At 29.4% G+C, this 12,898-nt stretch carries 13 protein-coding genes and 1 pseudogene; 6 read left to right on the forward strand and 8 right to left on the reverse strand.

Going from position 1 to position 12,898, the window contains the following annotated elements; translation table 11 throughout:
• The 7 genes and pseudogenes from M4I33_RS15025 to M4I33_RS15055 form a co-directional block, all read right to left on the reverse strand.
• Positions 1-341, reverse strand: a 341-nt coding sequence (locus M4I33_RS15025; protein WP_257917587.1) for a 23S rRNA (pseudouridine(1915)-N(3))-methyltransferase RlmH, incomplete at its 3' end; no start/stop codon positions are given.
• Positions 342-3,110 carry a YfhO family protein gene (locus tag M4I33_RS15030; RefSeq protein WP_257917588.1) on the reverse strand — a complete coding sequence of 923 codons (2,769 nt, stop codon included), beginning with the start codon at positions 3,108-3,110 and terminating at the stop codon, positions 342-344.
• A 265-nt stretch (positions 3,111-3,375) separates the two neighbouring features.
• The gene (locus M4I33_RS15035) at positions 3,376-4,017 is read right to left on the reverse strand and encodes a lactate utilization protein (RefSeq protein WP_257917589.1); all 642 of its coding nucleotides are present in this window, start codon (positions 4,015-4,017) and stop codon (positions 3,376-3,378) included.
• An 85-nt stretch (positions 4,018-4,102) separates the two neighbouring features.
• Positions 4,103-4,606: an SEC-C metal-binding domain-containing protein gene (locus M4I33_RS15040; RefSeq protein WP_257917590.1), complete on the reverse strand. Its 504-nt coding sequence runs from the start codon at positions 4,604-4,606 to the stop codon at positions 4,103-4,105.
• 42 nt (positions 4,607-4,648) lie between these two features.
• Positions 4,649-5,440, reverse strand: a complete 792-nt coding sequence (locus M4I33_RS15045) for an MBL fold metallo-hydrolase (protein WP_257917599.1) — start codon at positions 5,438-5,440, stop codon at positions 4,649-4,651.
• 14 nt (positions 5,441-5,454) lie between these two features.
• A pseudogene (locus M4I33_RS15050) lies at positions 5,455-6,720 on the reverse strand (UDP-N-acetylglucosamine 1-carboxyvinyltransferase).
• Between the two features lie 269 nt (positions 6,721-6,989).
• Positions 6,990-7,151, reverse strand: a complete 162-nt coding sequence (locus tag M4I33_RS15055) for a DUF1540 domain-containing protein (protein WP_257917591.1) — start codon at positions 7,149-7,151, stop codon at positions 6,990-6,992.
• A gap of 187 nt (positions 7,152-7,338) precedes the next feature.
• Here M4I33_RS15055 and M4I33_RS15060 point away from each other — a divergent pair, with 187 nt between their 5' ends.
• The 5 genes from M4I33_RS15060 to M4I33_RS15080 all read left to right on the forward strand — a co-directional run bounded on the left by M4I33_RS15060 (position 7,339) and on the right by M4I33_RS15080 (position 11,177).
• Positions 7,339-7,884, forward strand: a complete 546-nt coding sequence (locus M4I33_RS15060; RefSeq protein WP_257917592.1) for a hypothetical protein — start codon at positions 7,339-7,341, stop codon at positions 7,882-7,884.
• Between the two features lie 180 nt (positions 7,885-8,064).
• On the forward strand, positions 8,065-8,517 hold the full coding sequence (locus M4I33_RS15065) for a dUTP diphosphatase (protein WP_257917593.1): 453 nt from the start codon (positions 8,065-8,067) through the stop codon (positions 8,515-8,517).
• Positions 8,518-8,639: 122 nt separating this feature from the next.
• Positions 8,640-9,071, forward strand: coding sequence for a DMT family transporter (locus tag M4I33_RS15070; protein WP_257917594.1), 432 nt, complete (start codon positions 8,640-8,642; stop codon positions 9,069-9,071).
• A gap of 23 nt (positions 9,072-9,094) precedes the next feature.
• Positions 9,095-9,910, forward strand: coding sequence for an MBL fold metallo-hydrolase (locus tag M4I33_RS15075; RefSeq protein ID WP_257917595.1), 816 nt, complete (start codon positions 9,095-9,097; stop codon positions 9,908-9,910).
• Positions 9,911-9,977: 67 nt separating this feature from the next.
• Positions 9,978-11,177 carry a S8 family serine peptidase gene (locus tag M4I33_RS15080; RefSeq protein WP_257917596.1) on the forward strand — a complete coding sequence of 400 codons (1,200 nt, stop codon included), beginning with the start codon at positions 9,978-9,980 and terminating at the stop codon, positions 11,175-11,177.
• Here M4I33_RS15080 and M4I33_RS15085 read toward each other — a convergent pair.
• Positions 11,152-12,234 carry a peptidoglycan DD-metalloendopeptidase family protein gene (locus M4I33_RS15085; protein ID WP_257917597.1) on the reverse strand — a complete coding sequence of 361 codons (1,083 nt, stop codon included), beginning with the start codon at positions 12,232-12,234 and terminating at the stop codon, positions 11,152-11,154. The genes M4I33_RS15080 and M4I33_RS15085 overlap by 26 nt on opposite strands.
• A gap of 184 nt (positions 12,235-12,418) precedes the next feature.
• On the opposite strand from M4I33_RS15085, the gene M4I33_RS15090 reads away from it, so the two are divergent.
• A partial coding sequence (locus M4I33_RS15090; RefSeq protein ID WP_257917598.1) for a DnaD domain protein occupies positions 12,419-12,898 on the forward strand: 480 nt, incomplete at its 3' end.

Below are 12,898 nucleotides of genomic sequence, written 5' to 3' on the forward strand. Positions count from 1 at the left end.
GAAAGGCCAAGACTTCCTCCGATTATAAAAGTTATGTTTGAGTTTCCAGTTACTGCGCATCTGTCTATGAATTTAGAAAATTCTTCTGATGTAAGATCTTTTCCACCTAAGTCTAGTGCTATTACGTAATCTGTTTCTCTTACTTTTGAAAGGATTGTTTTTCCCTCTTTTTCTTTTATAAGAAGCTCATCTTTTTCTGATGCGTTGTCTGGTGTTTTTTCGTCTGCAAGCTCAATTATATTAAGCTTGCAGTATCTTCCTAGTCTTTTAGAGTATTCTTTTATTGCTTCTTTTAAATATTTTTCTTTTAGTTTTCCAACTGTTACTAGCGTTATATTCATCTAGATTCTCCTATTTGAATTTTTGTATTTTCTCTCAAGTATTATAGATAAAATTAAGATTACTATTCCAAATACACTGATAATTAAGCCTATGCTTAAAAATGGAGTGCTATAAGTTAATTCTACTTTGTGATTTCCTGCACTTATATTTGTTCCTAGGAATCCTGTGTTTACAGGGAAAGCATCTACTTTTTTTCCATCAATTTTAACAGTCCAACCTTTTGTGTAAGGGATTTGGAAAGTTAGAACTCCAGAAACATTAGTTTTAACGTCTCCTGTGATTTTATCTTTTTCCATAGATGTTATATCCATCTTGTTTTCTCTTAATTTATCTAAATCATTTTTATAATTTTCAGCATTAAAGTTATATACTCCTATAGAGTCAAAATTGTATACTCCTGGCTCTGTAAATTTAATTTTCATAACTTTATCTTTTGGATTTTTGTAGTATCCTAAGTTAAATACTATGTCATCCATTTTAAAGTAAGCTGATGCATCTGTTTTATCTGTTTGAGTGAAGCTCTTTTTAACATCTCCGTAAGATGCTATGATCTTGTAGCCGTCGCCTTCATCAAACTTTGTAATCTTCTTTCCTCTTATTTTTATCTCATCTAATAAGCTGCCATCTTCGCCTAAATCTTCTATCTCGTCTCTAAGCTGCTTATCATAAGGTACAGGTTTAAATGTTAGATTTTCTAATCTTAAATACATATTTCCAGTATTTAAATCATCTAAGTTTAATACTAATTCTGAGCCTTCTTTAGGTACTATTATTTTCTTTCCTTTAATCTTTACAGTACTGTCTTCAGTGCTGTATGGCACTTTTTTAATTAAACTTTTATTTACCTTACCTTTTTTCTCGATATATTTAGGATCAACACTTGCACTATAAGCTAAAGATTCTTCTTTTTGCATTGAATTTAATTTATTATAGTCTTCACTACTTATAACATTTGAATAAACATATCCGAAAGGAAGTACATCCTTGTTTTCGTAAACACTAAACTTCTCTTTTGAATCTATTTTAACCATTCCCTCATTTAAGTGAGATTCTAAGTCACTTTTTGCAATTAAATATTTTACGCCTAATATATCTGTTATTATAGGTCTATTATCAACGTTTATAAGAGGACTGTTTGGAGTGAATGATCTATTTCCAAGTTCCTTTGAAAAGTCTGCTATACTTCCGTTATTAACAGAAAGATATGAATCTATCCCGTTATAATTTCTAATAATAGCGTTATTTCTAGTCTTATCTCTAGAAACCCCATCAACTTTTCCTATCCTATAAAATGATTTGTCCTGTGCCTTTATAAATTTGTCTTCTCCTGAAAAAGCACCTGAATAAAACTTGTTAGCATGACCTGATTTTTCGAATTCATCTATATAATCAAGCCCTTTACTACTATATTTATAAATAGTATTTATTCCTATATTTAAAACAAGGATTCCAATCATTATTATAAATAGTTTTCCTATATTTCTATCTCTGTAGTACATCTTCATCGCAAACACACAAAGTGCACCTAATATTATTATAGGGAAGAAAACTCCTCTTATATTAGGGAATATTAAAGCTACTGATGCAACTATTACATAAAAGATAAGTATATAAATAGCTCTATTTATATCTTTCTTTTCAATTCTTTTAATATTATCTATCCCGACGCAAATTATAATACTTGCCATAAATGCAAATATTAAAGTCCATCTGTTTGAAATAGATGAAAATCCATTCATTATAAGACCAAATACAGGTAATAAAGTCATAACTACAAAAATTATAAGCATATAAAAATATGTAGTATATTTTTTTCTAAGCCTTATAAATAAAGGTAAAAACATAAATACAATTATCGGTGAAGTTATAATTGTCCAAGAAGGACATCTTCCAACTGATATTGATGTAAGTATTAAGTTTATATAATATCCTGTTTTATAAATCACTTCAAACACATCTGTAATACTTCCTGAACTTCTTGAAGAAGAAAGTATGAAGTATATTGTAGGTAATAGAATAACTGCTGAGATTAAAATCCCAATTATAAAGTAAACAAATAAATTTTTAAAATATTTTATAAATTTAATATCAGAAAATCTCTTAATATCAAAATATCTTATCATCGCATAAATGAATGTTATTATTGCAATCATATAGCAAAAATAGAAATTCGATATCATAGCAAATGCTACTACTATAGAGAATAAATATTTTTTTCTATTTTCTAAAACATACTCTACGCAAATAAATGCGAACGGTATTATTATAAGTGGGTTTATAAAATACGGATGCCTTATAGCCTGAAATAAAACAAAGCTTGATAAAGCATATGAAATACTTCCAAGTGCTTGAGCTCTGTATGAAAATTTCATCTTTTTAGCATATAGCATAAATGCTAACCCTGCTACGTAAAGTCTAAGAACTATTAATACGTTAAAGGCTAGTTCTAACTTATCCATAGGAAACAGAAGTGATAAATATGCAAAAGGATCCCCTAAAACGTAATAGGAATAAGTTCCTATTATATCTGCCCCGTAACCTATATTAAAAGACCATTCGTTAATCCCACCAAAAGGATTCTTTAAAAAGCCTCTAACTAACTCGTTAAAATCATATAGTATAGGGTAATGCTGATACATTCCGTCAGCAGCCCATATAAAACTTCTATTATGTAGTTTAAAATAAACAATAAAGCCAAGTATAAATACTGAAAAAATTACAGTATAAATAAATAAAGGCGACTTCTTTAATTTTTCTAGAACTTTCATTTATGTCCCCCTCTTTCGAAATAAAAAATAGTGTATTTCTACACTCTACATTTTATGATACTCTATTATTTTAACCCTTTTATTAACAAAATATTAAGTAGCTTTATATCTATGTAAAATTTGTGAAACGATTCTCTTAATATATTATCAGAATATTAATATACCTATTTGAATATACTTTACTATAATACAAGCACTAGTTCTTTTTAGAGTCTCCTTAACAAATAAGTATAGTTATACTTTCAAAACTAGTGCTCTTATCTTTTTAATATCCTAAATCATCATTTAAAAATATTACATGCATTCTTTCTTTGTTGTTTTGTCTTCTTATTAGAGTGTATTCATTGCAAAGTCTATCTTCGCTTTTGCAATCCATACAATATCCAACCTTTGCGCAAGGTGTTTTTTTATTTAATCTTCTTGCATTCATTGGGGCTGAAAATTCTCTATTTCTCTTAATAGCTTCATCCACATTTTTAACTATTTTATTTATTCCACAGATTAAGATAACTTTTTCTGGACCATACAGCATTGCAGAAACTCTATTACCATTTCCATCAACATTATATAATTCACCATTTTCAGTTACGGCATTACTACTAGCTATATAACAGTCTGATGTGAATGCGCCTTTGTATATATCAACTATTTCTTCTTTAGTTAAGCCTTCTTTATATCTATCTAATAACTCATAGTTTCCCTTTCTTAAAAAGTCTAAAACTCCAGCTTCTATAATAGACATAGAACCACCAAAGGCAACTTTATCTCCATCTTTAATAAGTTCTTTTAATTTTTCTAAAAGCTCCTCATTATCTTTTACAAAGTATCCATTCATATTGTTTTTATTAAGTGCTTCTATGGTTCTATTGATTTTTTGTTCTTTGACCCATGCTACATTTTTATCCACAAAAATCCCTCCTTAAAATTATCCACAAATAATAGATATATAAAAAGCTCACAAAGTTGCCTTTATGAGCTTTATTAAAGTCTAATTATTTTTGTTTTCCACAACATTTTTTATACTTTTTACCGCTTCCACAAGGACAAGGATCGTTTCTTCCGATTTTATCTTCGTTTCTTACAGTTTTAGTATCGTTATATGATTTTTTGATTTCTTTTCTCTTCTCTTCTGAGAATATTCCATCCCATTGAGGTAATGTATATAAGTAATCAGCTTTAGCATCTAACATGTTGAAATATAATTTTTCTAAGTCAACATCAAGTGTTAATTCTGTGTTTTCGTCGATTTTTTCTAAATCGTATGGAGTTTTTAAACTATCGTTTATTCCATCAATAAATCCCATGATGAATTCAACGTTAGAATCGTGTTTATCTGCTAATTCTTTAATAGTTACCTTTTGAGCTTCTTTATGATTAGCTAAAATATCTTTGTATACATTTGTTTCTAAAGTTCCGTATTCTATCCAGAATGCTTTTTCCCCTTTAGTTTTTACATATTCAACTACCATATCTGTCCAACTTTTATATAGACTCATATTTTTCCCTCTTTTCATTAAATATTATATAAAAATATAAAATTATACTCTTATAATTCCACTTGGCTCGTGTCTACTAGCCATTGCAATATTTACATCATCACCTTGAACTATACCATGTTCTTCTAAAGAATTTAGAACTGTTTGATATGCTAAGTCTGGCAGATTATTAGTTCCGCTAAGATGCCCTAAAAGTATCTTTTTTCCTTGTTTGTACTTTACTAAATCTACAATTGCAGTCCCGCAATCTTCGTTTGATAAGTGACCTATTTCGCTTAAAATCCTTCTCTTAAGGGTATAAGGATAAGGCCCGTATTTTAACATACCGATATCGTGATTACACTCTAAAAGAATAATTTCTGAGTCTTTTATGTTCTCTTTGATTTCTTCTGTGTAAGTTCCAAAATCAGTAGCTACACTTATCTTTTTATTACCGTCACTTATTGTGTATCCTACTGGCGCTATAGCGTCATGAGGTATGTTGAATGATTTAATACTTAAATCATCTATAACAACAGTGCTTCTTTTTTCTATAATTTTAATGTTATGTTCTTTAATTTTACCTAACGATTTTTCCATAGCAGACCAAGTTTTAGGGTTTGCGTATATCGGTATGTCGTATTTTCTTGATACTATACCTGCACCTTTAATGTGGTCTGAATGCTCGTGAGTTATGAAAATCCCTTTAATTTCTTTAGGATTTTCAGAAATAGCTTTAAATGCCTCGTCAATTTTTTTACCAGGCATTCCAGCATCTATAAGTATCTTCGTTCTGTCTGAGCCTACAAAGATACTATTTCCGCTACTTCCACTATATAAAGAACTAAATATCATTTCTTTATTTTTCATTATTCGTCCACTTCTACTCTAATTATGTTAGCACCTAAGTCTCTGAATTTGTTTTCTATATGAGGGTACCCTCTATCGATATGTTCGATATCAGTTATGTGAGTTTCACCTTGTGCTACAAGACCTGCGATAACCATAGCTGCACCAGCTCTTAAATCTGTAGCTTTAACAGTTGCACCTGTAAGTTTGTTTACTCCGTCGATTATAGCAACTCTTCCCTCAACTTTGATATCTGCACCCATTTTCTTTAACTCGTCTATGTGCTTGTGTCTGCTTTCCCAAATAGATTCTGTTATTATAATTCTTCCTGGAACTACACTTAAAAGTGATGACATAGGTTGTTGTATATCTGTTGGGAATCCAGGATAAGGCATAGTTTTTACGTTAATACCTTTGAATTTCCCAGTATACTTAACTCTTACTGAGTCATCTCCTTCTTCTACTTAAGCTCCCATTTCTGTAAGCTTTGCACTTATTGACTCTAAGTGTTTTGGTATAACATTTTTAATAGTTACATCTCCTTTAGTAGCTGCCGCTGCTATCATAAATGTACCTGCTTCTATTTGGTCTGGTATAACGCTATAGTTACACCCTTTAAGTTCTTCTACACCTTTAATTCTTATAACGTCTGTACCTGCACCTTTAATGTCAGCTCCCATAGAGTTTAAGAAGTTAGCAACGTCTACTACGTGAGGTTCTTTAGCTACGTTCTCTAAAGTTGTTATACCTTCTGCTAAAATCGCTGCTATCATAACGTTTATAGTTGCACCAACTGATACAACGTCAAAGAATATATTAGTTCCTACAAGTTTTTCTGCTTTAACTTTTACTGCTCCGTGTTCTATAGTAACATCTGCACCTAAAGCTTCGAACCCTTTGATGTGTTGGTCTATAGGTCTAACTCCAATAGGACATCCTCCTGGAAGTTCAACTCTAGCCTCTTTAAATCTTGTTAGTAAAGCTCCTATAAAATAATATGAAGCTCTCATTCTTCTAACATCTTCTGTACATGCATCGTAAGTATGTAATTCTGTACTGTCTATCTCTAATGTATTATTGTCAATCTTATTTAATTTGCACCCTAAACTTAGAAGTATTCTCTCTAAACAATGAACATCTTCTATATCCGGTATATTATCTATCAAACATTTCCCTTTACTTGCCGCAACCGCTGCTGGTAGTATTGCTACCGCCGCATTTTTAGCTCCGTTTATTTCAACAGACCCGTTTAATTTGTTGCCTCCATTAATAACTAACTTTTCCATCCAATTTCACCCTTATTACTAGATTATATATATTAAGTTTCCCAAATTTAAATTTTCTATCCATAATTTTCATAAATTGCAGTTATTTTCTGCATCCTAATTTTAATGTTTCGTTTATCATTATAACATAAAGTATATACATATTAATATCTTTTTTCTAACAAAAAAAAAGGAATATATCAAATTTTTAGGCAATTTTTAGTATAATATTGCTCATATTTGACACATCCCTTTATTATAACTCAATTTTATCTAATATTAAACCATTATTAGCATGAACATTCAAATGAGTTACAGTCTGTTGCTTCAGTATTTTTAGGATCCATTGCATGTGACCCTACCATAATTGAATCTAGTGTACAAAAATCGTCCTCTTTGCAGTGATGTTTGCACTTTTCAACTGTACATTTAATACTTTCGTTATGTTTCATAAAACAAAACCTCCTTTTATATAATAAACTTACCTTAGTATTATTTCTCTTTAAAAGTTTTAATATGTACTATTTAAGCTAATTTGTTTTTTTATTTAAAGTATTATGTTATAATTTATAGAAAAGTTTGGATAATATACTTATAGGATATTTCCAAAAAGACTATTTAAGTGAGGTAAGATTAAATATGAAATATTATATTGTTGCACTTTTAAACGAAGATTCTTCTGAACTTATTAATCCGATACAAAAATCTGTATCAAAAAAACTTAAAGCTAATAGGAATCTTCCTGTTCCACACATAACTTTATCAGTTATAGAAAATCCAAATATAGATAAACTTAATCCTGTTATAGAGAAAGTTCTATCTCCTTATAAAAAATTCAAAGTGGAAGTAGACAACGATATCTTTATTTCTGATGAACATAAAACAATAAACGTTTTACTTCATGAGAGAGGATATATAAAGAAGATTAAAACTAACTTTGATGATATGCTTAAACTTCACGGTTTTAATATTAGAGAAGTTAAAGACCCTAGATTATCTTTAACTTTAGCAAACCTAAATTATTACCAAAAAGATACTAGAAGAAAAAGTTTAGATACAACCCCTCTTTCAGAAAGTATGAACTTAAATAATTCAACCTTTAAAATATCTGGTTTTGAAGTTTGGAAAGTTCCTCACAATAAAAGAGAGATAAAAATTAAAAGATATGACTTAAAAACATTCTAATTTTACTATAAAAACTATACCACCTTGAAAAAGGTGGTATTTTTGTTTAATTTCCTCCCTTTTTCACCCTTTTTAAAAAAATATTTTTTTGTATTCGTTTACTAACCTTTAAATAAATTAAAAGATTTTGTAAAATAGATAAATAAAAAGATATTACCTAAATTTCAGGGGGATTTTCTAATGTTTATTTGTGATTTATTTAAAATACAAGAAGATATGGACAAAAAATTATCTATTGACGGAAGTCTAGATGATTATAAACTAAGAGCTAGAAAAAATTTAGAACTACACGTTAAAGTAAGTGAACTTGCTAACGTTACTAGATGTTACAACTATCTGAATGATAATAATCTTACAATTGATACTGATGCTGTTTTTGATAAATACTTAGATTGTATTCATCAAGTTATATCTGTTGGAATAACTAACGGATACACATCAATAGACGATATCGCAGTACAACCAACCGAATATTGCTTAAGTGATCAATTCTTAAATTTATACATCGATATAAATGATTTAATAATTTCTCGTTCTAGAGATCACTTTGAAACTCTATTAGAAGATTTATTAAGCCTCGGAAATACTTTAGGTTTTTCAAAAGATAAAATTTTAAATAATTTCTGTAGATAACTTTAATAAGTTTTATTTTTAAATATACCCTATAAAATAGATAGCTATTTTATAGGGTATATTTTTTTATTAATCTATATTCTAAACCTTTAAAGGCAATACTAATTTCGGAGGTGTTTTTTATGTTTGGAATAATTTTAGCTATAATTTCTGGGATAAGTATGAGTTTTCAAGGAGTTTTTAACACACGTCTTGGAGAAAAAATAGGAGTGTGGGAAACAAACGTTATAGTTCAACTTACAGGTTTAATCCTAACAGCTTTAATTACATTTGCTTTTGGGAAAGGAAACTTTAAAGAAGTTTTTAATTCTAATAAAGTTTATTTACTTGGAGGAGTTTTAGGAGTAATCATAATATTTACAGTAATGCAAGCTATGGGAAGTTTAGGTCCTACATATGCTGTTGGTATTATTTTAATATCCCAACTAATAGCTGCTGCAGCTATAGAATATTTTGGTTTATTCGGTACTGAAAAGATTAATTTTACCTTAAAAGAATTCATCGGTGTTGCATTAATGATAATAGGTATTATAGTATTTAAGTGGAAACACTAGTAATTTAATCAAGGAGATACATTATGAATTTTTTTAATAATATACATTTTCTATCAAAACTAACATACAACAACCTACGTGAATACTTTAATGAAAGAGGGCCTGTATCAAACGAACCTATAACCAAAGACTCTGTTCATTGGTTTGGTCACGCAACTACTATAATAAATTTATCAAATAAACTTATTATTACAGACCCTGTTATTTCTAAAAGATTAGGTCATTTTAAGAGAGTTATAGAAACTCCTTTTGATATAACAACTTTAAAATTTGATTATATACTTTTAACTCACGGCCATATGGACCATATGCATTTTCCATCTTTAAAAAAATTAAATAAAGATGCCATTGTTATAGTTCCAAAAGGCTACAAAAAAATCTTAACTCTTTTAGGGTTTAAAAACGTAGTCTTACTTAGAAGTGGGCAAGTTTACGAAGATGATTTTATAAAGGTTACTTCTATAGAAGCTAACCACGATGGTAGAAGATTTTATGTAGGTATAGATAACGAAAGTAACTCATACTTAATAGAAAATAAAGTCCACAAAGTATTCTTTGCGGGGGATACTGCTATGACTGAAGCTTTTAACGGAATAAAATGTGATGTAGCTATTTTCCCTGTAGGCTGTTACAAACCAGATAGATTTAGACATATGCACTGCTCTCCTGACGAAGGATACGCTATGTTTACTAAAATGAACGCAAAAGCTATGATTCCTATGCATTATAAAACTTTTAAAATTTCTCTTGAGGATTTCGATGAAACTGAAGAAACTTTAAAAGGCTTTAATGACGAAAGAGTAAAAATAATAGATGTTGGTGGAACTTTTAACTTATAAATTTTATTAACACTTATGCACTCTTTTTTATAATATGGTATTGTGATAAATAATATAGGAGTGTTATATGTTTAAAGCTAAAAGTAAGCTTGATATAAACTTAATAGAAGCCTTAAAAAATAACCCTTACGAAAAATACAGGGTTATGATTAAATGCAAGACTCTTTTTTCTACTATTTTGAAAAAAGTAGCTTCTTTTAAAGATGCTTTAATCTATGAAATCGAGTATTGCAACATAGTTGTAGCAAATTTAAGTAAAAGAGAAATTACTTTACTAATAGAATATCCTGAAGTTGAAAAAATATTTTTTGATGAATACTTATTTCTTTGTGGAGTAAGCGTAGCTTCTGCAAATAAATTTTATAAATCTAACTCTAACTTTAAATTTGATGGAAGTGGAGTAAAAATAGGAATTATAGACAGCGGAGTCTATCCTCATTTAGATTTAACTCGCCCCACAAACAAAATATTAGAGTTTAAGGATGTAACTTACGGAATTACACACCCTTACGACGACAACGGACACGGAACTGCTATGGCTGGTATTATATGTAGTAGCGGAATTTCTTCTGGAGATTTGTATAGCGGCATCGCTAAAAATGCTAATATAATCTCTTACAAAGCTTTTGATGCTTTAGGAAAGGGTTATGCTTCATCTATCTTATACAGCATAGAAGATTTAATAAAGAAATATAGAGAACATAATTTAAGGATACTTTGTCTTCCTTTTGAAATGCTTAATTCTAACTCTTATATTTTAAAAGCATTCCAGAACATATTTGAAAAAGCTGTATCTTTTAATATTGTTCCTATAGTTCCAACAGGTAGCATAAACGTAGACGAAAAAACCTTAAAAGGAATCTCAACTTTAAAAAACTGCATTGTTGTTTCAGGGGTTACTTCTGAAAATACAGGTGTTCCTTATATTTATTCTTCTAGCAGTTTAAGTTCTAAATCTAAAATGCCAAACTTTGCTGCTGTTTGCACTAATATAACAACACTTAATTCTGATATAAATTATATATCTGAAAAAAATGGCACCAAGCTGTATCCTAAAAAGCTTGATGCCAAATATAAAACTTATTCTGGAACGTCTTTATCTGTTGCTATTGTAAGTGCTGTGTGCGCACTTTTACTTCAATACAACCAAACGCTTAAGTTAGATGATTTAGTATCACTTATAAACTTAAGCTGCACTAACGATAATGACCTTCCTAAAAATGTTGTAGGTGAAGGTATTATTAATTTGAATAAACTGTTAAAGTAGTTTGTTCAATGTATTTTAGGGGATTTACAGGATTATCATTTTTTCTAAGTTCAAAGTGTAAATGAGGTCCTGTACTTCTTCCTGTATTACCTACTTCACCTATTTTTTCTCCCTTTTTAACAGTATCACCTTCCTTAACATTGTAATTGTTAAGGTGAGCATATCTAGTTTCAAGTCCATCGCTATGCTCTATGATAACTGCATTTCCGTAACCATACTGCTCATAAAAAACCTTTTTTACCTTTCCGTCGAAAGCTGAATATACAGGTTTTCCTAATTCATTTCCTATATCTATACCGTTATGCATTCTTCCCCACCTGCTACCGAATTCTGAAGTTAACACTCCATCTTTAGTTGGTTCTTTAAGGAAAGCTATCCCCATAGCTATAGGATCACCTGTACCCTTATAAATAACTTTGTTTTGCCCTAAAGCTATTATATTTTCTGAAAGAACATCTGCTTCATATTCTTTACCGTTTCTATAAGTAACTTTAAGTTCTTGAGTTTTTAACCCTTCTGTTCCTTCTAAAACTTTTTGTTTTCCTAAAACTAGATCTTTAGTGTTTTTAACTTCTAGCTTAGGTTCTATAACTACGTCTCTAGTATCTTTAACTATTAAATCTACACAAAGTGCATCTTCTCTTTTAATAGCTTCAGCTACAGATTCTATAGTTTTTATATCTTTTATATCAGTTAATTCTTTTTTATACTCTACGCTACCTTTTATATTTACGCCTTCTAAATCTTCATTCTTTAATCCCATATCGTTCATATAGGATAAGACTACGTTTTCTAGTACTTTTTCTCCTTCAGCTTTATTAGATACGTACCCGTAAAGCTTACCTTCAATATAAACTCCTACTAATTCACCCTTATTAATAGAATTTCCGAAGTATCCAAACACGCCTCCCCTACCGAATAGAGAACTTCCAAGTACTATATTATTTTTTTCTACTATTTTACTTTTTTCGTTATAGTATGAAATCCCACTTAAGACTATTAGGTTTAATAAAACTAATAATAAAAATAGTTTCTTTCTACTATCATCCGAGACCATAAAACTTTCTCCTCCTTTGAATATTTGGAACACATTTATTAACTTTCCCTTTTAAATATCTTTTTATACATACTTTATTCTTGAAAGTTGTTATAGTTATTTCACTTTGTTATAATTATTTTACATAAAGCCTATAATATAAAAATGGCTTCATAAATTAATTTGAAAGGTAGAGAGATGCTATATGAGCACATTTATGCTAAAAAATACCGCATTAAAATTTACACCTGTTAGCAACGTATTTATAGAAAAATACATGCCTAAAGCTCGTGGAGAGTTTATTAAAGTTTATTTATTAATGCTAAAATATAATGTTTCAAGCGAACCAGGGGTAAACTCTTCTGTGCTTGCTAACTCATTAAATTTACTTGAATCAGATGTAATGAATGCATTAAATTATTGGAATGAAGAGGGAGTTATAAAACTAGTTCCAATAGATAAGATGAATAACTACAGCATCGAATTTCTATCACTAGATGATGATATAACTGAAACTTCAGATAATGATGATATAAATTTATTAGATGCACTAAATGATAGTGATACTACTGACATGCTTAGAGATATTGAAAAAATTCTATCTAGAACTCTTTCAAGTAAAGAGATGGAGATTTACCTTGGCTGGCAAAAAGAATTTAATTTTTCTTCTGAGCTAATTTTACTT

It is taken from the genome of Clostridium sp. LY3-2 (genome assembly GCF_024705715.1).
Taxonomy (GTDB): Bacteria; Bacillota; Clostridia; order Clostridiales; family Clostridiaceae; genus Clostridium.

Bases quoted from the DNA above. Each gene is read 5' to 3' on its own strand.
- M4I33_RS15075 (WP_257917595.1), top strand. From the start codon at position 9,095: ATGAATTTTTTTAATAATATACATTTTCTATCAAAACTAACATACAAC.
- M4I33_RS15055 (WP_257917591.1), bottom strand. From the start codon at position 7,151: ATGAAACATAACGAAAGTATTAAATGTACAGTTGAAAAGTGCAAACAT.
- M4I33_RS15070 (WP_257917594.1), top strand. From the start codon at position 8,640: ATGTTTGGAATAATTTTAGCTATAATTTCTGGGATAAGTATGAGTTTT.
- M4I33_RS15045 (WP_257917599.1), bottom strand. From the start codon at position 5,440: ATGATATTTAGTTCTTTATATAGTGGAAGTAGCGGAAATAGTATCTTT.
- M4I33_RS15030 (WP_257917588.1), bottom strand. From the start codon at position 3,110: ATGAAAGTTCTAGAAAAATTAAAGAAGTCGCCTTTATTTATTTATACT.
- M4I33_RS15040 (WP_257917590.1), bottom strand. From the start codon at position 4,606: ATGAGTCTATATAAAAGTTGGACAGATATGGTAGTTGAATATGTAAAA.
- M4I33_RS15080 (WP_257917596.1), top strand. From the start codon at position 9,978: ATGTTTAAAGCTAAAAGTAAGCTTGATATAAACTTAATAGAAGCCTTA.
- M4I33_RS15065 (WP_257917593.1), top strand. From the start codon at position 8,065: ATGTTTATTTGTGATTTATTTAAAATACAAGAAGATATGGACAAAAAA.
- M4I33_RS15060 (WP_257917592.1), top strand. From the start codon at position 7,339: ATGAAATATTATATTGTTGCACTTTTAAACGAAGATTCTTCTGAACTT.
- M4I33_RS15085 (WP_257917597.1), bottom strand. From the start codon at position 12,234: ATGGTCTCGGATGATAGTAGAAAGAAACTATTTTTATTATTAGTTTTA.